Raw genomic sequence first — 21239 nt, 5'->3', positions numbered from 1 at the left:
CCCCGCTTTTGTGAGAGCCAGTACGAACAATGGCAAGCCAGGCGGTCCAGGGATCCGGTTCTCCTGCAGGAGAGAGAGACAGGCAGGTGATAGGCACCGACGTGGGCAAGCCCACCTTCGACATCGCTCTGCCACTGTGGGAGGGCAAGTACCGCACCCGGGGGAAGCTCGGCGACACCGCCGCGGGTTGGGAACAACTGCTGGCCTGGAGACAGGCTCACGCCCCGGAAGCGGCGGTGTTGCCGAGCTTGCCCCGGGTGCGGTACTTGCCCTGCCCCAGTGGCAGAGCGATGTCGAAGGTGGCCTTGGCCACGTCGATGCCTATCACCTGCATGTCTCTGTCTCCTGCTGTCGAACCGGATCCAGTGACCGCCTGGCTTGCCCTTGTTCGTGCTGGCTCTCGCAAAAGCGGGCCGAAGATACCGTTCAAGCTCCAGGGCGGAAAAGGGTTCCGATGTGCCGGATCTACGGTGCGAGCTCGAAGGCTCAAGTGCGGAGACGGCATCATCGGAACCTCCCGGATCACTCCGGGGAAGTCTGCCTGATCGGGGCAGGCTTCAAGACACAAGATGCGGGGCTTGCCCCGCATGAAGCTTTCCCGGCAAAGCACCGTGCGGGGCAAGCCCCGCACCTACCGCAGGTTTCAGGCGTTACCTCGTGCGGCGACGGCCGCCCTGGCGGCTAGAGTGGGGCGCCCAGCTTCGTCGAGGTCTTCCATGCCCACCCCGCGCTTCCGCCTGCGTACGCTGCTGGCCGCCACCCTGCTCGCATTCACCGCCGCCGCACAGGCGCAGCCGCGCCTGATCGGCTACGTCATGGACAGCCCGGCGCCGCTGCAACTGACGGCCACCAAGTTGGACGTGGTGAACTTCGCCTTCGCCAAGGTCGCGGCGGACGGCCGCGTGTACCTGCCCGACACGGTCGATCCGGCGCGCCTGCACGCCGTCGTCGGCAAGCGCACGGACAACCCCGGGCTGAAGGTGCTGCTGTCCATCGGCGGCTGGGGCGCGGGCAACTTCTCCGAGGCCGCGGCTACCGTGGCCGCCCGCGCACGCTTCATCGACAGCGGCGTCGCGCTGGTGCACGAATTCGACCTCGACGGCCTGGACATCGACTGGGAGTACCCGACGCTGGGCGACGCCGACATCAGCCACGCCCCCGGCGACCGTCGCAACTTCACCCTGCTGCTGGAGCAACTGCGCGCGCGGCTGGACGGCGAGGGCAAAGGCCGGCGCCATTACCTGCTGACCATCGCCGCCGCCGAGGGCCGCTTCGCCGCGGGGCTGGAGCTGCCGCGCATCGCCCGGTCGCTGGACTGGATCAACCTGATGACCTACGACTTCCACGGCAGCCTGACCCCGACCACCGGCCACCATGCCGGCCTGTCGCGCTCGCCGCTGGCCGCACCGCAGGACCGCGACACCGAGGCAGCGGTGCGCTACTTCCTCGACGCCGGCGTGCCGGCGGACAAGATCAACGTCGGCGTGCCGTTCTACGGCCGCACCTTCGGCGACGTGGACCCGGCCAACGACGGCCTGTACCGCAGCTTCGCCAGCGACGGCGGTTTCATCACGTGGCAGCAGATCGTCCACACCCGCCTCGGCGCGCCGGGCTGGCAACGGCACTGGGACGACGCGGCGCAGGCGCCGTATTTGTGGAATCCGTCCGAGCGCCGCTTCATCACCTACGACGACCCGCAGTCGCTGGCGATCAAGGCCGGCTACGTCAAGCGCAACGGGCTGGGCGGCATCATGTACTGGGAGCAGCGCGGCGACGACAACGAGCAATTGCTGGACGTACTGCACGAGGCGCTGCACGGCGGTCGTTGAACCGTGCCGCATGCGGCCTCCGTCCTTCATTAGACTTGGCGCTCACCTCCCGCAGCAGGAACCCGCCATGAGCCAGTGGTACTTCCACAATCCCGGCCAGGCCGACCGCGTCGGTCCGCTCGACGACGAGGCCGCGCGCCGCCACGCGCAGGCGCACCGCAACGCACTGGCATGGCGCGAGGGCATGCGGGGCTGGCAGCCGGCCGCGTCGCTGCCGGAATTCGGCGGACAGGCGGCACCCCCACCGACGCCCCCGCCGGTGGGCGGGCACGGCAACCGCGCCGACGACATCGACTTCCGCATCGTCGGCCACGAGATGCAGTTCGTGGAGATCGAGCTGGACCCCGGCGAAAGCGCCATCGCCGAAGCCGGCGCGCTGATGTTCAAGGACGCGTCGGTGCAGATGGACACCGTGTTCGGCGACGGCTCGCATAGCGGCCAGGGCGGCGGCTTCATGGACAAGCTGCTGGCCGCCGGCAAGCGCGTGATCACCGGCGAGAGCCTGTTCGCCACGCTCTATACCCACGTCGGCCAGGGCAAGGCCAAGGTCGCCTTCGCCGCGCCCTACCCCGGCACGGTGATCCCGATGAAGCTGGACGAGCACGGCGGCACGCTGATCTGCCAGAAGGACAGCTTCCTGGCCGGCGCGCGCGGCGTGCAGGTGGGCGTGCACCTGCAACGCAAGGTGATGACCGGGCTGTTCGGCGGCGAGGGTTTCATCATGCAGAAGCTCGAAGGCGACGGCTGGGTGTTCGTGCATGCCGGCGGCTGCGTGGTCGAGCGCGAACTGGCCGCCGGCGAGCGCATCGACGTCGATACCGGCTGCGTGGTCGCCTACCACGCTGGCGTGGACATGGACGTGCGCCGCGTGGCCGGGCTGAAGAGCATGTTCTTCGGCGGCGAGGGCGTATTCCTGGCCACCCTCACCGGCCCCGGCAAGGTGTGGCTGCAATCGCTGCCGTTCTCGCGCCTGGCCGGGCGCATGTACGCGGCCGCGCCGCAGGGGGGCGGCCAGGGCCGTGGCGAGGGCTCGGTGCTGGGCGGGCTGGGACGCATCCTGGACGGCGACAACCGCTTCTGACGGCTGTCGCCGGGCCCTGCCGCGCCGGTTTCAGCGCAGCAGGGCGCGCGCCTCGCGCACGTTCCAGCGGCCGTTGAGCGCGAGCACCACGGCGATGTCGCCGCACAGCAGGACCTCGGCACGGTTGGCGGCGGCCACCGCGCGGTCCGCGCCGGGCAGCATCAGCACTTCCACGTCGCCGATGAAGTCGTGGCGGTCATGGTGCCGGCCACGCACGAGGATGCGGCAGGCGCCCTCCAGTTGCCGCACCACCGGCGCGCGGCCGGCCTCCCGCACCGCGGCCGCGAGGTCGATGACGCTGCCGCGCGGCGCCCGCCAGCTGATCCGCTGCGGTTGCCCGAACCACTCCAGCGCCGTCCGCTCGTGGCCATGCAGGGGCCGCAGCGGCGGTTGCCGCGCCAACACCCGCGCCGCCCGCCGCCGCCGGATCGCAACCCGCAGCATGCTCGCCGCCACCGCAAGCGCAGCGAGTACCGGCACCAGCAATACCAGCCCGAACCAGGCCGACGCATGCGGCACGGCGAACAGCGCCAGCAGGAAGCCGAAGAACAGGGCGAAGCGCCAGATGTCGTGCCGCGGTCCGCGCACGCGGCCTCCTGCCATGAAAACGGTGCCGCCACGCCGCATGTCGCGCCGTGGCCGTTGGCCGCGATTGTGCCAGTTGCGGGTATGCTCTCGCCCTTTCCCGAGCCCGCCGCCCGTCGATGAAACCGCTGCGTCCACGCCTGCTGCTGCCCCTTGCCCTGCTCGGCCTGCTGGCCGCCTGCGGCGGCGGGAACGTCAAGCCCGCCGCACCGGTTGCGACGCCGGTTGCCCCGGCCACGCCGGTCGCGCCGGTGAAGATCGGCGTGGCGCTGGGCGGCGGCGCGGCCAAGGGCTTCGCCCACATCGGCGTGATCAAGATGCTGGAGGCCAACGGCTTCGAGCCGGTGGTGGTGTCCGGCACCAGTGCCGGCAGCGTGGTCGGCGCGCTGTACGCCAGCGGCATGGACGCGTTCGAGATGCAGCAGAAGGCGGTGGCGCTGGACCAGACCAGCATCCGCGACGTGCGCCTGTTTTCCGGCGGGCTGATCGAAGGCCGCAAGCTGCAGGACTACGTCAACGCTCAGGTCGACAACAAACCGGCCGAACGCCTGAGCAAGCCGTTCGCGGCGGTGGCCACGCAGCTGGAGACCGGCGAGCGCGCGGTGTTCGTGCGCGGCAACGTCGGCCAGGCGGTGCGCGCATCCAGTTCGGTGCCGGGCGTGTTCGAGCCGGTCAGCATCGGCGGCAAGACCTACGTCGACGGCGGCGTGGTCAGCCCGGTGCCGGTGGACGCGGCGCGCCAACTCGGCGCCGAGTTCGTCATCGCCGTGGACATTTCCAGCAAGGCCAGCGGCCAGCGCCCGGACAGCCTGCTGGACACGGTCAACCAGTCCATCGCGATCATGGGCCAGCGCCTGGGCGAGCAGGAGCTGGCGCGCGCCGACGTGGTGATCCGCCCGCAGGTGCTGGACATCGGCGCGGCCGATTTCGAGCAGCGCGGCCGCGCCATCCTCGAAGGCGAGAAGGCGGCGATGGCGGCGATGCCGCAGATCCGCGCCGGCGTGCAGCGCTTGCAGCAGGCGCGCCTGCAACAGCTGCGCGACGCGCAGGCCCGCGCCAGCGCCGCCGCGGCCGAGGCGTACCAGCGCTGCCAGGACAGCCGTTCGCGGCTGGAGAAGCTGCGTGGCAAGGAAAAGGACTGCGCCGCGCCGGCACGTTGATTTTCCGTAGATGCGGGGCTTGCCCCGCATGGGGTCTTCCCGGCGCTCCTCCGTGCGGGGCAAGCCCCGCATCTACATCCGGCTGTATTGCACTTGCAGCCAGAGCTTGTCCGCGTCCTTGGTACGCAGGTCGTCACTGCTGCGGTAGCGTGCGGCCTTGAGCAGCACGCTCAGGCCCTTCAGCTGCGGGATGGCGCGCTCCCACGACAGGTCGAATTCGCGCCCGTAGCGGTAGCTGCCGCGGTCGCTGCGGAAGTCGTGGTACCACGCCTGCGCCTTGCCGCCGGCCAGCGGCAGCGCCATGCCGGCATAGGCATCGCGCAGGCCGTCGGCCGGGGTGGTGCCGAACTGGTCGGCCCAGCCCTGGAATGCGTGCTTGGTGGCCAGCGGCGTCTGGAAGGCGCCATTGGCGGCGGTGCCGTGGCCGGCACCCAGCACCTCGACACCGGCCGTGCCCTTGGCACGGGCGCCGGCGTAGCTGGCTTCGCCCAGCCAATAGTGGCTGTCCAGCGCCCACGGGTTGCCGTGGCCGTCCACCTGCCGTGCGTGCTCCAGCACGTAGCCGAGCGCGCCGCGGCCGCCCTGCAGGCGCAGGCCGGTGGTGTCGGCGGACAGGGTGCCGCGCGGTGCGGCGGCGGCCACGGCGATGTTCTCCAGGTCGAGCCGGTAGTGGTAGCCGGTGATCGCCAGCGCGTCGGCGGGCGCGAACGTCGCCTGCAGCAGGTGGCTGTCGCCGTGGATGTTGGCCGGCGCGGTGGCACTGGGCGTGGCCGGTTCGTCCGGGCCGAACACGGTATTGATGTTGGTGACGAAGGCGTAGGCCAGCTTCCATTGCGCGGCCGGCGTCCATTCGGCCAGCGCACCGTCGTAGGTCTGTTCGTTCTGGCGCCAGCCGGAGCCGCCGACGAAGCGCTGGTTGCCGAGGTTGATGCGCTGGCGGCCGAGCTGCACGTTGCCGTGCGCACCGTCGTAGCGCAGCAGCGCCTGGTTGAGTTCGGCGCCATCCGGGTCGGCCACCGTCGGGTATTGGCCGCGGCCGTTGCGGGTGTCGTTGAAGCGCCCGCCGCCGAGGTGGGCGACGCCATCGACCTCGCCCAGCGCCGACCAGCCGTGCCAGCGTACGGTGCGGTACCCCAGCCGCAGGCGCGCGGTGTGCGCATCGGCATCGCGGGCGATCCCGCCCTGCTCCACGTGCTCGTAGCGGTAGCGCAGGTCCAGCAGCGGCTTGCCGCCGTCATCGGCCGCGATGGCCGGCGCGGCGGCCAGCAACAGGGGCAGGACGGGGAGGAGGCGGATCGACATGGGGGTTTCTCGTTGGGGTGTGGCCGGCATGCTCCGCGCCTGCCGCCAGCGCCACCATGATGTCGATCAATCCGCGCGCCTGCTGCGGTTCAACTCCTCCCGAGCTGCGCCAGCGGCAGCGCGCGGAACTCCTTGACCGTGCGCAGCACGAAGCTGGAATTGACGTCGGCCACGCCGGCGGCGTTGAGCAGCTTGTCCAGCAGGAACGCGGAGAAGTGGTCGAGGTCGCGCACATAGACGTGCAGCAGGTAGTCCATGTCGCCGGTGAGCGCGTGGCAAGCCACCACCTCGTCCCACAGCTGCACCGCCTCGACGAAGTGGTCGATGGCCGCCTGCCCGTGCTTGGACAGCTGCACCCGCACGAACGCCTGCAGGCCCAGGCCGATCCGGCGCGGCTCCAGCCGCGCGCCGTAGCCGGCGATCACGCCCTCGGCCTCCAGCCGCTGCACCCGGCGCAGGCAGGCCGAGGGCGACAGGTTCACCCGCGCGGCCAGTTCGGCATTGGTGGCGCGGCCGTGTTGCTGGATCTCCGCCAGCAGGCGCAGATCCGTGCGGTCAAGCGCGATGGACTCCATTATTGTTGCCCCGCAACATCGAAACGACGCAACAATATTGCGCCACGGCGGCATATCGACGCAATTTCGCACACCTGTTGCGCGGCCGGCTTCCTACCATCGGGAATCCACTCCACCGGAAGGCCCCGTCATGGACACCGCCCCGCGCCGCGTCGAACACCAACAGACCGACAAGGGTTACGTGCCGGTCTACACCACCGCCGTGATCGAGCAGCCGTGGGATGGCTACAGCGCCGACGACCATGCCACCTGGAGCACGCTGTACCGCCGCCAGCGCGAGCTGCTGGTCGGCCGCGCCTGCCGCGAGTTCCTCGACGCGCAGGACGAGATGGGCATGAGCGAGCACATGATCCCGCGCTTCGACCAGCTCAACGAGGTGCTGGGCGCGGCCACCGGCTGGACCCTGGTGGGCGTGGAAGGGCTGCTGCCGGAACTGGATTTCTTCGAGCACCTGGCGCACCGCCGCTTCCCGGTGACGTGGTGGATCCGCCGCCCCGAGCAGATCGACTACATCGCCGAACCGGACCTGTTCCACGATCTGTTCGGCCACGTGCCGCTGCTGATGAACCCGGTGTTCGCCGACTACATGGCCGCCTACGGCCGCGGCGGGGTCAAGGCGCACGCGATCGGCCCCGAAGCCTTGCAGAACCTGACCCGGCTGTACTGGTACACGGTGGAATTCGGCCTGATGAACACCGCCGAGGGCCTGCGCATCTACGGCGCCGGCATCGTCTCGTCGAAGGGCGAATCGCTGCATTCGCTGGAATCGGCCGCGCCGAACCGGATTGGCTTCGACCTGGAGCGGATCATGCGCACCCGCTACCGCATCGACACCTTCCAGAAGACCTACTTCGTCATCGACGGCTTCGAGCAGCTGATGGCCGCCACCGCGCCGGACTTCACCCCGATCTACGCGAAGCTGGCGGCACGGGACCACGTCCCCGCCGGCGACGTGCAGGACGGCGACAACGTATTCCAGCGCGGCAGCGGCGAAGGCTGGGCCAGCGACGGCGACGTGTAGGGCACCCCGTAGGAGCGCACCTTGGTGCGCGATGGGGCTCTACCGGGAAAGCTTCATCGCGCACCAAGGTGCGCTCCTGCGGTTCGTTCATTGCGCCCAGACGCTGTCGTTGTGGCCTTGCCGCATGCGCCTGCGGGTGTGGCGTGCCAGATACAGCAGCACCGGCACCGCCAGCAGCGCGGTGGCGTCCACCGGCCAGCTGCCGGGGTGGCTCCACGTGCCGCCGATGTTCCAGTGGCCGGCCAAACTGGACAGGGGAATCAGCAAGGTCAACACCGCGCTGGCCACCAGCAGTTCCACCGCGCCGCGTGATGCGCCGCGCGCGAACGCCCACGCCACCGCCGCCACGAACACCGCGTAGTAGATGCCGGTGTGCCACGCCTTCAGGTCGCCCACCAGCGCCGGCAACCACTTGGCTGCGGCCAACGTGGCGGAAATGCCGGCCACGCAGCCCAGCGACACGCCGACGGTCAAACAGGCCAGCGCCCATGCCGAACGCTTCTGCACCGGCGTTTCCGCGCCCTTGCGCTTGCGCCGCCGCGATTCCACCCACAGCAGGTTGCCGCTGTAGAACAGCACCGCGCCGGCCAGGCCCATCAGCAGGTACAGCCAGCGCACCGGGTTGCCGCCGAAGCTGCCGAAATGCAGGGCGAAGAAGGCGTTGACCGCCTCGTCCCAGCCTTCCATGCGGCCCGGCAGGTCGTGCGGGTCGACCTCCCCGGTGTAGGGGTCGAGGTGGGTCTGCATGTAGGTGCGCGCGCGGGTGCCGCGGCGCACGTCAAGGCCGCTCACGCTGGCCTCGACGTGGCCCTCTTGGTCACGCTGGAAACCGAAGCCGTACACCTCGAAACCCGGCAGCTGCACCTCCACCCGGCGCAGCAGTTCGGCGGCCAGCAGCACGCGCCCACCGGCGGGCGCATCTTCATGCCCGCCCCACTGAATGCCATTGGGATACACCACCGCATCCTGCGCGTCGTAGAACTGGTCGTGGAAGGCGAACACCACGCTGGTCAACGCGATGACGACGTGGAATGGCAGGCTGAACAGGCCCAGCGCGTTGTGCACGTCCAGCCACAGGCGCTTGATGTTCTTGCCGATGCGCAGCGCGAACACGTCGCGGGCGATGGTCGGCAACAGCACGATCAGGCCGGACACCAGCGCCACCGCATAGGCCAGCGCCACCGCGCCCATGATCGGCCGCGCCACCGCGTCGGGGAACGGCAGGCCGACCAGCTGGTGCAGCGTGTCCACCAGCTGCGCCACCGGCGCCTTGCGGGTCTGCTCCACCTGCAGGCTGCCGTCGGCGGCGAAGCTGGCGCCGTACTCCTTGAACTCGCGGCGGCCCTTGCCGCGCTCCTGCCAGTACACGCGCGCCGGCTGGTCGGCGGCCGGTTGCACCGAGACGAAATAACGCGCCGCCGCCTGCGGGTGCGCGGCCAGAACCGCTTCGACCAGCGCATCGGCCCGCTCCAGCGGCGGCGCCGCCGACAGCGTGGACGGCGGCGTGGCCCAGCGTTCCAGCGGCTTCTCGAACATGGTGATCGCGCCGGCATAGAAGGCGATGAACAGCATCAGCCCGCTGGCGATGCCGATCCAGATGTGCACGTCCTTGTAGACCTTGATGATGTCGCTGCGGATCTTCATGCCCTGCTCCTCACGCCATCGTCCAACGCACGCACCACAACGCGGCGAACGCCAGCGCGTTGGCCGCACCCAGCCACAACCACGCCCGCAGGCTGTCGCGGAACAGGTAGACGAAGGACAGCACCAGCGCCCACACCGGCGCCATCAGCCACATGCTGAACTGGACCTTGCCGCCGCCCCCGGCGATGCCGTCCGGCCCCAGCCATGCGAACAGGCCGGACAGCGCCAGCGCCAGGCCGAAGCCCAGCACCGCGCCGGCCATCGTCTTGCCGAACCAGTGGCGGCTCTGCAGCCGCACCCGCGCGTCGTCGTTCATGCCGCCGTCCTCCGCGCACGCACGCGGGCACGCCACGCGCCCAGGAACGGCCACAGCGACCAGAACAGCATCGCCAGCACGCTCCAGCCGGCCACCGCTTCCACCGGCGCCAGCACCCGCAGGAACAGCGGCAACGACAGCAGCAGGCAGGCGATGCCCGGCCACCACGACCGCCGTACCGGCCACGGCCCGGCCGCGCGCAGCTGCTGCTGCGGCGAGGCCAGGTACGACAGCAGCGTGCCGGCCAGGCACGACAGCACGGCGGCGACGGCCAACCACGGGGTCATGCGATCACTCCACGGAAACGGGACGCGCGACGGAAATGCGGATGCGGATGCGGCATGGTCCGGCCCCGGTCAGAAGCGGTAGCGCACGGTGGCGGTGGCGCTGCGCGGCTCGCCGCGGAAGTTGCCCCAGCCGGTGGGGCCGACGGTCTGCCAGTAGTCCTTGTCGAACAGGTTGTCCACGTTCAACGCCAGGCTCCAGCACGCGTCGAAGCGGTAGCCGGCGCGCGCATGCCACAGCGCATAGGCCGGCTGCGCGATGCCGCCACTGGCCTCGGTCTCGGTCTGCCAGCTCGCGCCGAGGCCGAACGACCAGTCCGCCGCGGCCTGCGGCCGCCAGCTGGCCCACAGCCGCAGCATCTGCTTCGGCGCCCAGGTGTTGAACGGCTGGCCCTGCAGGTCCGCGTCGCGCGAATACTCCTGCTTGTTCCACGTATAGCCGGCACTGACGTCCACCCCTTCGGCGATGCGGCCGGCGAGCGTGGCCTCGAAGCCGCGGCTGCTCACCTCGCCCTGGGCGACGTAGCAGTTGTCGCCGTTGCAGGCGCCGGGCAGCTGCGAGGCGTCGAGCTGGGCGCGGTCCTTCTGGCGGATGTCGAACACGGCGAACGAGGCATTGAGCGCGCCGTCGAACCAGTCGCCCTTGACGCCGGCTTCCAGCGCATCGCCCTGCATCGGCGGTAGCTGGCCATCGGTGCCGCGCTCGCTCTGCACCTGGAAGACATCGGCGTAGCTGGCGTAGAGCGACCAGTGCGCGTCCAGCTCGTACACCAGCCCGGCATAGCCGCCGAGGTGGGTGTCGCCGTAGTCGGAGCTGACCCAGGCGACCGGCTCCAGCTCCAGCCCGTCATCGTTCCAGCGGCTGTAGCGCAGCCCCAACAACGCGGTCAGGCGCTGCGCCGGGCGCAGCCGCAGCACGCTGTACACGCCTTCCTGGGTGGTGGTGTAGCGGCCGCTCCAGTAGCTGTCCTGCAGCAGTTGGGTGGGGCGCGGCAATGCGTGGGGATCGAAGGCGTGCACGTCGGCGATGGCCCACGATTCGGCGAAATCCAGGCCGCTGGCGTCGGTGTTGCTGCGGTTCCAGTTGGCGCCGACGATCACGTCGTGCTGCCGGCCCCATGCCTGGAAGCCGCCCAGCACGGCCGCGTCCAGGCTCTGGTTGCCGTAGTCGCGGTATTGCAGTGTCGGGGTGATCGACCAGCCCGAGCCGTCGTCGGCGATCGCGCCCCAGCCGTTGCCGACCAGGTAGCGGCCGTTTTCCCTGGCGTACTGCGCCGACACCCGCAGGCGCCAGTTCTCGCCCAGCCCCTGGTCGAGCTCGGCGAACAGCTGGCGGCCCTGCGTGGTCACGTCCTGCCAGGCCGGCTCCAGCGCGGTGCGCGGCGACACGTCCAGCGCGCGGCCATCTTCGTGGCGCGGCAGCCCGCTCCAGACCGGCGTGGTCTGCAGCTTCTCGTAGCTGACGCCGACGCTGAAGCGGCCGTCGTCGGAAATGTCGGTTTCCAGCACGCCGTAGCCCAGCGTGTAGCGGTAGTCGGCGCCGCGCTGGAACAGGTCCTTGTCCTCGTGCTCGACCACCGCGCGGCCGCGCAGGCTGCCCTCGGCGTTCAACGGGCCGCCGACGTCGCCCAGCACGCGGTAGCGGTTCCACGAACCGGCGGAGAACTCGGCGTTGCCGGCCCATTCGGCAGTCGGGTGCTTGCGCACCAGGTTGACCACGCCGCCGGGGTCGCCGGCGCCGTTGAGCAGGCCGGCCGCGCCGCGCAGCACTTCCACGCGGTCGTACATCGCCAGCCGCGGCTTGGCGCGGCCGAGCGTGGCCGGCAGGCCGTCGAGCTGGTAGTTGGTGATCTCGAAGCCGCGCGCGATGTACTGGGTGTCGATGCTGTCGTACTGGCGCAGGGCCACGCCGGGGACGAACAGGATCGCCTCGTCCAGCCCGTCGGCGGCCAGGTCGTCCAGCAGCGCGCGGGTCAGCACGCTGACCGACTGCGGCGTCTCGCGCTGGCTCACCGGCAGCTTCAGGCCGACGTTGGTGACCGGCGCGGCATAGCCCTGCACGCGCACGCCGCGCACGTCCACCGCATCCAGGGTGCGGGTGCCATCGGCGTCGGCCGGCAGGGTTTCGGCGAAGGCGGCCGCGGGAAGGGAAACGACGATGGCCAGCGCCAGCAGGGCCGGCCGGGGGAATACGCGCATCTCAATAGTCCTTTGCAGAGGTGGGGGCGCTGGCGTCGGCTGGCGTCATGGGGGAAGCGGAAGGCGTGGCCGCGAACAGCGCCAGCAGGCCGTCGGCGAGGGTGCCGCGCCAGTGGTACCAGTCGTGGCCGCCGGAGAATTCGCGGTGCCGCACGTCGTAGCCCCTGGCGCGCAGCACGTCGCGCAGGTGGCGGTTGCTTTCGAGGATGCCGGCCTGGCCGCGCCCGGTTTCGAAGCGGCCGGCCTCCAGCCAGAAGCGGATAGGCTGGCGCGGAACTTCGGCGTAGCGCCGGGCCAGCCATTCGGGTTCTGCCGCGCCCGGCTGGCCCGGCGCCGCGTCCGGCGCCCACCAGAACGAACCGGACTGGCTGAGCACGTTGCCGAAATGCCGCGGGTATTGCAGCGCCATGCAGGCCGACGCCAGCCCGCCATAACTGGCCCCGGCCAGCGCGGTGCGCGACGCCGCCGGCAGCGTGCCGGCCCGGGCCTGCACCCACGGCAGCAGTTCCTGCGCGAGGAAGTCGCCGAACGCGGGGTTGCATGGCAGTTCGCGCGCGCGTGCATCCGCGTCCGGGTTGGAGACGAACACCGCCAGCACCGGCGGTAATGCACCTTCGCCAACGAGGTTGTCGAGGATGACCGGCGTGGGAATCGCGTTCTGGTAGGTGTAGCCGTCGAACACCACCAGCAGCAGGTTGCGCGCATCGCCGGCGCGGTAGCCGGGCGAGCGGTACAGGTGGATGTCGCGGGTGTTGCCCAATCGCGCACTGCCCAACCGATGCGCGCTGATCGTGCCGGCGGGGTGCGTGCCGGGCCGCACCGCGCGCTGCGGCGGTGCGCCGGGCAGTTCCAGGATGGATTCGCGGGCGAAATCATCCGGTGCGTCGGCAGGCCAGAAGCGCGGGTTCAGCGGGTCGCGCTGCACCGTGGCCAGCACCGCACGGCGCGCGGCGCGGCCCCCTTCGGGCAGCACCGGCACGTCCGGGGCGAGCTTGTAGGACATGCGGGTATCGGCCGGCACCTCGTAGGTGGCGAACCACACGTCGCTCCCGTCCAGCCGTTGCAGGTCCTCGATGTCGCCGCTGGGCGCGGCGAACAGGCGCACGTTGCGGCGCGCGCCGCGCCACAGGAAGGTGGCCAGGTGCACGCCATCGACGGTTTCGACCAGCGGTGCACCCTCGCGCGCGACCTGCGCCCAGAACGCCGCGGTATCGCCGCCACTGGCGAGGTGTTCGCCCAGTGCCTGCAGGCGCGGGCTGCGCGGTGGCGGCGGCGTGGTGGACGGTTGCTGCCCGGCCATCGGCAACACACGGGTGACGTGCAGTTCGTAGCGGGCCTTGGCATCGGCTGCACCCTGCAGGCGCAGCACATGGCGGCCATCGTGGCCGGCGACGAACATGAACTCGCCGGCCTGCCACGCATCGAGCAGGCGGCGCAGCGGCCGGCCATCGGCATCGTCCAGCCACAACGCCGGCGCGGCGGCGGCGCGCAGTTCGCCGACGACGTAATCGCCCGCGTGCAGGTCCAGCGCGTGGCGCGCACTCGCACCGGGCTTCAATACGCCCTGCATGGGGGGCATGGCGCTGCCCTCTTCCGCCGCCAATGCCTCGGCGAACGGCACTGCAGCAAGCAGGCAGGCCAGCACCAACCTCCACGGCAGCGCCTGCCCGAGGGAGACGGACGGAACGCGGGAACGGAACGCGGCGGCAGGGCGTCGTGGGGTCATGGTCGGCAGCGGGGGGAGGTCAGGGCGTGGCAACGGAGGCGCCGGACAGCGCCTCCAGCAGCAGCGGCAACGAGGCGCCCAGCGTCTGCCCGTGCGACAGGCCGGGCAGCGGCGTCCAGTGCACGGTCAGGCCACGGGCGCGCAGGCGGGCGGCCATGTCCTCCGTCGCCGTGGCCGGCAGGCTGGTGCGCGCACGTTGGAAGGCACTCGGCGGGGCCGGGGCGCGACCCGGCTCCGGCACGCGCGGCGAAGCCATTGCCGCATCGCCACCACCGGCCCACAGATACAGCACCGCGGCCGGGCCGGGAGCGGCGACGGCTTCGGCCTCCTCGCGCAGCAGTTGGCCATCGCCCCACCACAGCGACGGGTCGGCGGCGGCGTAGACGTTGAACGCATCCGGGCGCGTGAACAGCGCATGCAGCACGAACACGCCGCCGTAGGAGTGACCCCACAGCGCGCGCCGGCTGCTGTCGATCGGCACCATTGCCTCCACCTGCGGGACGATGGTGCGTTCGATCAGCGCAAGGAACGCATCGGCGCCGCCGGTGCGTCGCCCACCCAGCACGTCGCGTTGCGCTGCCTCATCGCCCGGGCGGCGCGGGGTGTAGTCGAACGCGCGTGCATCGCCGTCGATGCGCAGGCCGTTGTCATGGGCGATGAAGACGATCACCGGCGGCCGCGGCGCCGCTGCCAACCGCGTCAGCAACGCCGCATCGGTCGCCATCAACGCGGCATTGCCGTCGAGCAGGTAGGCCACCGGAAAGCCATCGGCCGGTGCCGGCCGCTCCGGCACCGCCACCCGCACGCGGTACGGGCGCAGGCCATCGGTCGAGGTGACGCGGGTTTCCTGCCAGCGCCAGCCCGGTACCTCGGCATCGGCCACGGTGGTGCCCACCGGGCGCGCGCGGCCCGGCTGCGCGGCCGCGGGCGTGGCCATTGCGGCCACGCCCAGCAGCAGCGCCAGGCCGGTGCAGGCAATGCGCATCACCAGCTGAAACGCGCGCTGGCGGTGATGGTGCGCCCCGTGCCGTAAAAGCACGAGGAGGTACCGCTGCAGGTGGACACGAAGGTCTTGCCCGCCACGTTGCTGACGTTGATGGCGAACTGCGTGGCCACCGCACCATGCTGGCCGGCGTCGTAGCGGATGGCCGCATCCCACAACGTGTAGGACGGGATGCGGTACAGGTTGGCGCTGTCACCGTAGCTCCGCCCGTTGTAGCGCACGCCGGCGGCCAGGCTCAGGCCGGACAGCGCCCCTTCCCGGAAGGTGTAGTCGCCCCAAAATGCCGCCGTCCAGTCCGGCACCATCGGCAACTGCTTGCCGGCATAGCCGTTGTTGCTGCGGATCATCTCCGAATCCATGCGGCTGGCCGCGCCGATCACGCTGAAGCCCTCCAGCGGGGTGACGCGTCCCTCCAGTTCGATGCCACGCACCCGACCCTCGCCGTCCTGCACCTGGCACTGGCTTGTCCCGGCCATGCCGCAACCGGTGACATGCAAGGGGTCGTTGGTAAGGATGTTCTGCTGCCGCAAATCGTAGGCGGACATGGTCAGCAGGCCATCGAATGCAGCCGGCTGGTACTTCACGCCGGCCTCCCACTGCTTGCCGGTGACCGGATCGAACGGGCTGCCGTCCCAGCTCATGTTGGCGTTGGAACCCGACGGCTGGAACGATTCGGAGTAGCTCAGGTACGGCGACAGGCCGTTATCGGCCACGTACAGCAGGCCGGCATTGCCGGTGAAGGCTTCATTCTCCACCCGCGTGGGTATCGTCGGGCCGGAAACGTCGGTCACCGCGTTGTAGCTGCGGGTAAACGTATCGTCATCGGTCCAGTCGTAGCGACCGCCGACGGTAAAGCGCCACTTGCCCAGTGCCAGTTGGTCCTGCAGATAGGCACCGGTCTGCTCGTTGACGCCGCCGGAGTAGCCGATGCCGGTGGTGACCGGAGCATAGGCACTGTAGACCGGGTTGAAGATGTCGATGCTGGCGGGGTTGAGCATTGCTCCACGCGCGCCCTCCCAGTCGGCTCTTTGCCAATCCACGCCCAGCAGAACCGTATGCTCAACCGCGCCGGTGGCGAATTTCCCGGTCAACCGGGTATCCACGGTCTTTCCCTTCGATTCGCCTTCGCCCCAGGTGGCGCGGCGATTCTGGGTGCGGCCATCGGCATTGAGGGGCCCACTGGTGACGACGGTCCGGAACACCGATTCCACATGGGTGTAGCGCGCGCTCTGGCTCAACGTCCAGTGGTCATTGAAGCCATGCTCGAACAACCAGCCGGCGGTCCAGATGTCGCGGTCGAAGGTGTTCCAGCCCGGCTCACCGATGAAGGTGGTGTTCTTCATCCGCCCGTATTGTGTTGGGAGCAGCGTGCCGTCCATCGGCAGGAACTGGTAGGTCGAGCCGCCATCGTCCTTCTGGTACAGGCCCAGCAGGGTCAGGCGGGTGCGCTCGGCCAGTTGCAGGGTGTAGCTGGGGGCGAGGAACCAGTGCTGCTGCTCGGTGTGGTCGATCTGGGTCTGGCCGTCGCGGTACAGGCCCACGAGGCGGAACAGGTGGTGGTCATCGGCGGTACCGGCACCGACGTCGAAAGCGGCGTTGTACTGGCCATTGCCGTCGATGCCCACGCGCACCACCTGCGCCTGCCCCGGCTCGGGCGTCTTGCTGACCTGGTTGACCATGCCGCCCGGAGCCACCTGACCGTACATCACCGCCGATGGCCCCTTCAGCACTTCCACCCGCTCAAGGTTCCAGCTGTCCACCATGCTGCGGTTCCACTGGCTGCCCTGCGGCGCGCGCATGCCGTCGATGGTGACGTTGTTGCTCCAGCTGCCGGCATCGTAGCCACGGATGCGGAAATCATCGACGCGGTTGTCGATGCCGCTGCTCTCCAGCGATACGCCGGCGACATAGCGCATGGCTTCGTTCAGGTTCTGCACGCCCCGCGCATCCAGCTCCTCGCGGGCGATGACCGACACCGACTTGGCGGTCTCGGCGATCGGCATGTCGGTCTTGGTGGCGCCGGAGGTGTGGGTGGTGACGCGGTAGGCGTTGACCTGCACCGTGTCCAGCGTCTGCGCGTCGGCCGCCGGTGCGGCTTCGGGCAACGCCGCGCCGGCGGCGAACGAGGACAGGGACAGGGCGACGGCCAGCGACAGCATGGCCGGCCGGAAAGCGGAAGTGGGGGGGAGCGAGCGCACGGAAGCCAACCTGATCGAAGGAGAAGTTGGCTGACTGCGGGCGCAGCGGCTGATGTCACGCATTGTATCAAATGCGAATCATTAACAATACTGCAACATCCTGACGCACCCCGTGCCTGCCGCGGCAGGCAGGTCCCCCGGCACGGCCTTCATCCCCCGTTGCCGTGTAAAATCCGCGGTTTTCCCCAGTCGGCACAATGGCGAAAGCTTCCCCACGGGCGCCCGTGCTGGGCCCGGCGTTCATTCGCCTGCTGGCCCGCTTCGGCGACGCAGACCTGCCCCGCACGCCGCCGGTGCTGACCGAGCGGCTGGCGCAGTGGTTCGACTGGAACCGCGCCATCACCTTGTCGCGCGCGCTGGACAACCGCCTGCCCGACGCCGGGGCCGGCGCGGATTTCGACGCCACCCACGACGCCGAATGCGCGCGGGTGCGCCACGGCCTGCTGGACGCCATCGACGCCGACATCGACCTGACCCCGCCCAGGCGCAAGGACGCCGGCGTAGCGGCCATCGACCCCGGCTTCCTGCCCTACCGCCAGCATTGCCTGGCCATGCAGCGCGCGATGCAGGCAGCCACCGGCCAGCTGCGCGGCCGCCTGCGCGACATGCTGGCCCGGCAATCGCCGGCCAAGGCGCGGCTGGCCGAGGTGGACGCAGTGATGGAGGCCACCCTCAGCCCGCGCGAGCAGGCGCTGCTGGCCATCGTCCCCGGCCTGCTCGGCCAGCATTTCCAGCGCCTGCGTGATGCCGGCGCACCCGATACATCCGCCGATGCCGACACATCGGATAACGACACTCCCGCGACTCCCGCCGGCCCGTGGCTGGCGCGCTTCCGCCAGGACATGCGCAGCGCGCTGCTGGCCGAACTGGAGATTCGCTTCCACCCTATCGACGGCCTGCTCGCAGCGCTGCGCACCCGGTAATTGCCCCATGTCCCGAAACCTCATCGCTTCCGTCGTGTTCCTTTCCGGCCTGCTGGCCGTGGGCTGGATCGGCATCGGCTACGCCGGCACCCACCCGCTGGCGGCAGTGGTCGCCACGGTCATCGCTGCCTGCTATCTCGTTGGCGCCTACGAACTACTGCGCTACCGGCAGGCCACCGCCACGCTGGCGCAGGCGCTGCCGTCCATCGACGAGGCCGCCGGCAACCTCGACGGCTGGCTGGCGCGCCTGCACCCGGGCCTGCGCAACGCCGTGCGCCTGCGCGTGCAGGGCGAGCGCATCGGCCTGCCGGCCCCCGCGTTGACGCCCTACCTCGTCGGCCTGTTGGTGCTGCTGGGCATGCTCGGCACCCTGCTCGGCATGATGGCGACGTTGCGCGGCACCGGCATGGCGCTGGAAAGCGCGACCGACCTGGACGCCATCCGCAGCTCGCTGGCCGCGCCGGTCAAGGGCCTGGGCTTCGCGTTCGGCACCTCGATTGCCGGTGTTGCGACGTCGGCGGCGCTGGGTTTGTTGTCGGCACTGCTGCGCCGCGAACGCGCGCAGGCGGTGCAGCAGCTGGATGCCGGCATCGCTGCGCATCTGCCGCAGCATTCGCGCGCCTTCCAGCACGGGCAGACCCTGCACCTGCTGCAACAGCAGAACGCGCTGATGCCGGTGCTGGTCGAACGCCTGCAAGCGCTGGCCGACACGCTGGAACGCCAGCAGCAAAGCAGCGGCGAACGCCTGCACGCCGAGCAACAGCAATTCCACCAGCGCAGCGAAGCGGCCTACACGCAACTGGCCGACACATTGCAACACGCCTTGCGCGAGGGCATCGCCCAGCAGGCCAACGCCGTCGGCGCGGCGCTGCAACCGGTGGTCGATACCACGATGAGCGGTCTGGCCGAACGCGCCAACGCGCTGCACGCCGCCATCGAAAACGCCGCACAGAAGCAGCTGGCCGGTCTCGACGCTGCCGTGCAGAACACCGCCAATGCCGCGCGCGAAAGCTGGAACGCCGCCATCGCCGAACAGCAACACGGCAACGCCGCGCTGACCGACGGCCTGCAACAGGCGCTGCACCAGTTCACCGGCACCTTCGAACAGCGCTCGGCGGCATTGCTCGATGGCATCGCCACGCGGCTGGAAGACAACACCGCGCGCACCGCCAGCGCCTGGAGTGACGCATTGGCGCAGCAGCACCAAGCGCACGACGCACTGGCACAGCGCCACGAACAGGCGCTGGCCGCCGCGTCGGCCACATTCGAGAGCCACGCCCGCGCACTGGTGGACGCCGTGCAGCACTCGCACGAACACCTGCAAACCACGCTGCAAGAACGCGACGCGCAGCGGCTGCAAGGCTGGTCGCAGGCGCTGGACGCCAGCATCGCCACGCTCGACCGCCAGCTGCAACGCAGCGGCGAGCAGGTCGCCCAGCGCCAGCAGCAGATCTGCGACACGCTGGCGCAGACCACGCAGGCGATCAACGAACAGGCGCAAACCCACGCCCGCGACACGCTGGCCGAAATCGCGCGGCTGGTCGCCACCGCATCGGAAGCGCCGCGCGCCGCTGCCGAAGTGGTCGCCGAACTGCGGGAAAAACTGTCCGACAGCATGGTGCGCGACACCGCCACGCTGGAGGAACGCAGCCGCCTGCTGGACACCGTGCAAACCCTGCTCGACGCGGTGAACCACGCTTCCAACGAGCAGCGCAGCGCCATCGACGCGCTGGTGTCCACCTCCGCCGAACTGCTGGAGCGCGTCGGCAGCCGCTTCACCGCGCAGGTCGAAAGCGAGGCCGGCAAGCTCGATGCCGCCGCCGCGCACGTCACCGGCAGCGCGGTGGAGGTGGCCAGCCTCGGTGAGGTGTTCGGCGGCGCGGTGCAGTCGTTCGGCGCATCCACCGCGGCGTTGAACGAACGCCTGCAGGCCATCGAGGCGGCGCTGGACAAATCGCTGGCGCGCAGCGACGAGCAGTTGGCCTACTACGTGGCGCAGGCGCGCGAGGTGATCGAGCTGAGCATGCTCTCGCAGAAGCAGATCATCGGCGAACTGCAGCAACTGGCCGGCACGCGCGACGGAGCCCCGGGCGCATGAGCGACGAGATCGAGTTCGACGCCGAGTCCAGCGCGACCACGTGGGCCGCGTTCGGCGACCTGATGTCGGTGCTGCTGGGCGCGTTCGTGCTGATCCTGGCCAGCGTCATCGGCATCCAGCTGCTGCTGCACAAGAAGCTGGATGAAGAAGTGCAGCAGCGGCAGGCCGAGGCGGCCAAGCTCAAGTCGCTGGAAGAAGCGCTGGCCGCGCCACTGGCCGCCGGCCGCGTCACCGTCATCGATGGCCGCATCGGCATCAGCGGCAGCGTGCTGTTCGCGCTCAACTCCGACCAGTTGCAGCCGGAAGGCCGCGAACTGCTGCAGAGCATCGCCGCCCCGCTGCGCGACTACCTGCGCGCGCGCGAGGAAATCCTGATGGTCAGCGGCTTCACCGACAACCAGCCGGTGCGCGCCAGCAATGCCCGCTTCGCCGACAACCTCGAACTGTCCGCCGCGCGCGCGCTCACCGTCACCCGCACCCTGATCGCCGACGGCGTGCCGTCGGCATCGGTGTTCGCCGCCGCGTTCGGCGCCGAGCAGCCGGTCAGCTCCAACGACGACGAAGCCGGCCGCGCGAAGAACCGCCGCGTCGAGATCGCGCCGATCCCGCGCCACGCCTCCGATGCCAAGGCCGATGCCCGCTGAAACCACCAGCATCCATGCCCGGCTCGATGCGTGGCGCGCGCAAGGCGCCGATCGCCTTGATCCACCGCGCTTTGCGCTGATGGACGCATTGGCGCGGCGCGCGATGCAGCATGACGGCCTGGTGCGGCAGCACCTGGATGCGCGATTGCAGGCGCTGGCCGATGCCTACGCCACCTTGCTGATCGCCGCGCCGGAAGCGACGTCTCCCCGTAGAGCGGACGCAAGTCCGCTCCGCTTCTTGCTGGAACAACTGGCGAATGCGCCGCGACTGGATGCACGACCGCAGTCCGCATCCACACCGCGACCCAGCGAATCCAGCGAACCAACGCCTGCCGCCGAGCCATCGGCCATGCCGTTGCTGGACGAGTTCCAGCAGCTGTGGAGCCGCATCCGCATCGACAGCCTGCTGCGGCAATGCCTGGACGGCCTGCCCGAAGACGCCGGCCCGCTGCATTCCACTGTGCTGACCTACCGCGCGATGGCGCTGATGCGCGAGGTCTGCCCCGATTACCTGCAGCACTTCGTCGCCTATGCCGACACGCTGACGTGGCTGGAGCAGCTGGGCGGCAGCCATGCCGACGACGTGGCCCCGGCCAGCCCGCGCAAGCCGGCCCGCCGCAGGAAGCCGGCAGCGTAGCCGCAGGCGGCGTC

At 70.2% G+C, this 21239-nt stretch carries 18 protein-coding genes and 2 pseudogenes; 9 read left to right on the top strand and 11 right to left on the bottom strand.

Annotation, left to right across the window (positions count from 1 at the left end; all coding sequences use genetic code 11):
* Positions 1–29: 29 nt before the first annotated feature.
* Positions 30–239: pseudogene (locus tag ABB34_RS15675) on the top strand (hypothetical protein); the annotation flags it as partial.
* Here the strand turns inward: ABB34_RS15675 and ABB34_RS15205 are convergent.
* Positions 236–334 (bottom strand): annotated as a pseudogene (locus ABB34_RS15205) (IS110-like element ISStma4 family transposase); the annotation flags it as partial. The pseudogenes ABB34_RS15675 and ABB34_RS15205 overlap by 4 nt on opposite strands.
* A 382-nt stretch (positions 335–716) precedes the next feature.
* On the opposite strand from ABB34_RS15205, the gene ABB34_RS06585 reads away from it, so the two are divergent.
* Both ABB34_RS06585 and ABB34_RS06580 read left to right on the top strand, forming a co-directional pair.
* On the top strand, positions 717–1829 hold the full coding sequence (locus ABB34_RS06585; protein ID WP_057640455.1) for a glycoside hydrolase family 18 protein: 1113 nt from the start codon (positions 717–719) through the stop codon (positions 1827–1829).
* A 67-nt stretch (positions 1830–1896) separates the two neighbouring features.
* A complete protein-coding gene (locus tag ABB34_RS06580) occupies positions 1897–2910 on the top strand; it encodes a TIGR00266 family protein (protein WP_057640454.1) in 1014 nt (337 codons plus the stop codon).
* A gap of 30 nt (positions 2911–2940) precedes the next feature.
* On the opposite strand, the gene ABB34_RS06575 is transcribed toward ABB34_RS06580, so the two are convergent.
* Positions 2941–3498: a hypothetical protein gene (locus ABB34_RS06575; RefSeq protein WP_152979537.1), complete on the bottom strand. Its 558-nt coding sequence runs from the start codon at positions 3496–3498 to the stop codon at positions 2941–2943.
* A gap of 116 nt (positions 3499–3614) precedes the next feature.
* Here ABB34_RS06575 and ABB34_RS06570 point away from each other — a divergent pair, with 116 nt between their 5' ends.
* Positions 3615–4655 (top strand): patatin-like phospholipase family protein, encoded by a 1041-nt coding sequence (locus ABB34_RS06570; protein ID WP_057640452.1) that lies wholly within the window; start codon positions 3615–3617, stop codon positions 4653–4655.
* Between the two features lie 72 nt (positions 4656–4727).
* Here the strand turns inward: ABB34_RS06570 and ABB34_RS06565 are convergent, their stop codons facing one another.
* Together ABB34_RS06565 and ABB34_RS06560 are read right to left on the bottom strand one after the other, a co-directional pair.
* The gene (locus ABB34_RS06565; RefSeq protein WP_057640451.1) at positions 4728–5957 is read right to left on the bottom strand and encodes an alginate export family protein; all 1230 of its coding nucleotides are present in this window, start codon (positions 5955–5957) and stop codon (positions 4728–4730) included.
* Between the two features lie 89 nt (positions 5958–6046).
* Positions 6047–6532, bottom strand: coding sequence for an Lrp/AsnC family transcriptional regulator (locus tag ABB34_RS06560; RefSeq protein ID WP_057640450.1), 486 nt, complete (start codon positions 6530–6532; stop codon positions 6047–6049).
* A gap of 130 nt (positions 6533–6662) precedes the next feature.
* Here ABB34_RS06560 and phhA point away from each other — a divergent pair, with 130 nt between their 5' ends.
* On the top strand, positions 6663–7553 hold the full coding sequence (gene phhA / locus ABB34_RS06555; RefSeq protein WP_057640449.1) for a phenylalanine 4-monooxygenase: 891 nt from the start codon (positions 6663–6665) through the stop codon (positions 7551–7553).
* 87 nt (positions 7554–7640) lie between these two features.
* On the opposite strand, the gene ABB34_RS06550 is transcribed toward phhA, so the two are convergent.
* From ABB34_RS06550 to ABB34_RS06520, 7 genes are all read right to left on the bottom strand, one after another.
* Positions 7641–9197: a PepSY-associated TM helix domain-containing protein gene (locus ABB34_RS06550; RefSeq protein ID WP_057640448.1), complete on the bottom strand. Its 1557-nt coding sequence runs from the start codon at positions 9195–9197 to the stop codon at positions 7641–7643.
* Positions 9198–9207: 10 nt separating this feature from the next.
* Entirely contained in the window at positions 9208–9513 is a 306-nt protein-coding gene (locus ABB34_RS06545; RefSeq protein ID WP_057640447.1) for a hypothetical protein, read from the bottom strand.
* A complete protein-coding gene (locus tag ABB34_RS06540) occupies positions 9510–9800 on the bottom strand; it encodes a hypothetical protein (RefSeq protein WP_057640446.1) in 291 nt (96 codons plus the stop codon). Before ABB34_RS06540 ends, ABB34_RS06545 begins: the two co-directional genes overlap by 4 nt.
* A gap of 69 nt (positions 9801–9869) precedes the next feature.
* The gene (locus ABB34_RS06535) at positions 9870–11996 is read right to left on the bottom strand and encodes a TonB-dependent siderophore receptor (RefSeq protein WP_057640445.1); all 2127 of its coding nucleotides are present in this window, start codon (positions 11994–11996) and stop codon (positions 9870–9872) included.
* A gap of 1 nt (position 11997) precedes the next feature.
* Positions 11998–13722: an enterochelin esterase gene (fes, locus tag ABB34_RS06530; protein ID WP_083490092.1), complete on the bottom strand. Its 1725-nt coding sequence runs from the start codon at positions 13720–13722 to the stop codon at positions 11998–12000.
* Between the two features lie 19 nt (positions 13723–13741).
* Positions 13742–14707, bottom strand: a complete 966-nt coding sequence (locus tag ABB34_RS06525) for an alpha/beta hydrolase (protein ID WP_057640443.1) — start codon at positions 14705–14707, stop codon at positions 13742–13744.
* Positions 14707–16923, bottom strand: coding sequence for a TonB-dependent siderophore receptor (locus ABB34_RS06520; RefSeq protein WP_245625413.1), 2217 nt, complete (start codon positions 16921–16923; stop codon positions 14707–14709). Before ABB34_RS06520 ends, ABB34_RS06525 begins: the two co-directional genes overlap by 1 nt.
* Positions 16924–17120: 197 nt before the next feature.
* Here ABB34_RS06520 and ABB34_RS06515 point away from each other — a divergent pair, with 197 nt between their 5' ends.
* The 4 genes from ABB34_RS06515 to ABB34_RS06500 are packed head-to-tail and all read left to right on the top strand — an operon-like array spanning position 17121 to position 21225.
* A complete protein-coding gene (locus ABB34_RS06515) occupies positions 17121–17846 on the top strand; it encodes a DUF3348 domain-containing protein (RefSeq protein ID WP_057640441.1) in 726 nt (241 codons plus the stop codon).
* A 7-nt stretch (positions 17847–17853) separates the two neighbouring features.
* Positions 17854–19944, top strand: a complete 2091-nt coding sequence (locus ABB34_RS06510) for a DUF802 domain-containing protein (RefSeq protein ID WP_057640440.1) — start codon at positions 17854–17856, stop codon at positions 19942–19944.
* Complete coding sequence (locus tag ABB34_RS06505; protein WP_057640439.1) at positions 19941–20588, top strand: OmpA family protein; 648 nt, start codon at positions 19941–19943, stop codon at positions 20586–20588. The genes ABB34_RS06510 and ABB34_RS06505 overlap by 4 nt, the downstream gene beginning before the upstream one ends.
* Positions 20578–21225 (top strand): DUF2894 domain-containing protein, encoded by a 648-nt coding sequence (locus ABB34_RS06500; protein ID WP_057640438.1) that lies wholly within the window; start codon positions 20578–20580, stop codon positions 21223–21225. Before ABB34_RS06505 ends, ABB34_RS06500 begins: the two co-directional genes overlap by 11 nt.
* Positions 21226–21239 lie beyond the last annotated feature (14 nt).

Source organism: Stenotrophomonas daejeonensis, assembly GCF_001431505.1.
Classification (GTDB): domain Bacteria; phylum Pseudomonadota; class Gammaproteobacteria; order Xanthomonadales; family Xanthomonadaceae; genus Stenotrophomonas; species Stenotrophomonas daejeonensis.
The sequence above is the reverse complement of the archived record's forward strand: the minus strand, read 5'-3'. Positions and strand labels throughout refer to the sequence as shown.

What these genes read in the sequence shown, in the direction of transcription:
- ABB34_RS06585 (WP_057640455.1), top strand. Translation starts at nt 717, where the DNA reads ATGCCCACCCCGCGCTTCCGCCTGCGTACGCTGCTGGCCGCCACCCTG.
- ABB34_RS06580 (WP_057640454.1), top strand. Translation starts at nt 1,897, where the DNA reads ATGAGCCAGTGGTACTTCCACAATCCCGGCCAGGCCGACCGCGTCGGT.
- ABB34_RS06570 (WP_057640452.1), top strand. Translation starts at nt 3,615, where the DNA reads ATGAAACCGCTGCGTCCACGCCTGCTGCTGCCCCTTGCCCTGCTCGGC.
- ABB34_RS06565 (WP_057640451.1), bottom strand. Translation starts at nt 5,957, where the DNA reads ATGTCGATCCGCCTCCTCCCCGTCCTGCCCCTGTTGCTGGCCGCCGCG.
- ABB34_RS06560 (WP_057640450.1), bottom strand. Translation starts at nt 6,532, where the DNA reads ATGGAGTCCATCGCGCTTGACCGCACGGATCTGCGCCTGCTGGCGGAG.
- phhA (WP_057640449.1), top strand. Translation starts at nt 6,663, where the DNA reads ATGGACACCGCCCCGCGCCGCGTCGAACACCAACAGACCGACAAGGGT.
- ABB34_RS06550 (WP_057640448.1), bottom strand. Translation starts at nt 9,197, where the DNA reads ATGAAGATCCGCAGCGACATCATCAAGGTCTACAAGGACGTGCACATC.
- ABB34_RS06545 (WP_057640447.1), bottom strand. Translation starts at nt 9,513, where the DNA reads ATGAACGACGACGCGCGGGTGCGGCTGCAGAGCCGCCACTGGTTCGGC.
- ABB34_RS06540 (WP_057640446.1), bottom strand. Translation starts at nt 9,800, where the DNA reads ATGACCCCGTGGTTGGCCGTCGCCGCCGTGCTGTCGTGCCTGGCCGGC.
- ABB34_RS06535 (WP_057640445.1), bottom strand. Translation starts at nt 11,996, where the DNA reads ATGCGCGTATTCCCCCGGCCGGCCCTGCTGGCGCTGGCCATCGTCGTT.
- fes (WP_083490092.1), bottom strand. Translation starts at nt 13,722, where the DNA reads ATGACCCCACGACGCCCTGCCGCCGCGTTCCGTTCCCGCGTTCCGTCC.
- ABB34_RS06525 (WP_057640443.1), bottom strand. Translation starts at nt 14,707, where the DNA reads ATGCGCATTGCCTGCACCGGCCTGGCGCTGCTGCTGGGCGTGGCCGCA.
- ABB34_RS06515 (WP_057640441.1), top strand. Translation starts at nt 17,121, where the DNA reads ATGGCGAAAGCTTCCCCACGGGCGCCCGTGCTGGGCCCGGCGTTCATT.
- ABB34_RS06510 (WP_057640440.1), top strand. Translation starts at nt 17,854, where the DNA reads ATGTCCCGAAACCTCATCGCTTCCGTCGTGTTCCTTTCCGGCCTGCTG.
- ABB34_RS06505 (WP_057640439.1), top strand. Translation starts at nt 19,941, where the DNA reads ATGAGCGACGAGATCGAGTTCGACGCCGAGTCCAGCGCGACCACGTGG.
- ABB34_RS06500 (WP_057640438.1), top strand. Translation starts at nt 20,578, where the DNA reads ATGCCCGCTGAAACCACCAGCATCCATGCCCGGCTCGATGCGTGGCGC.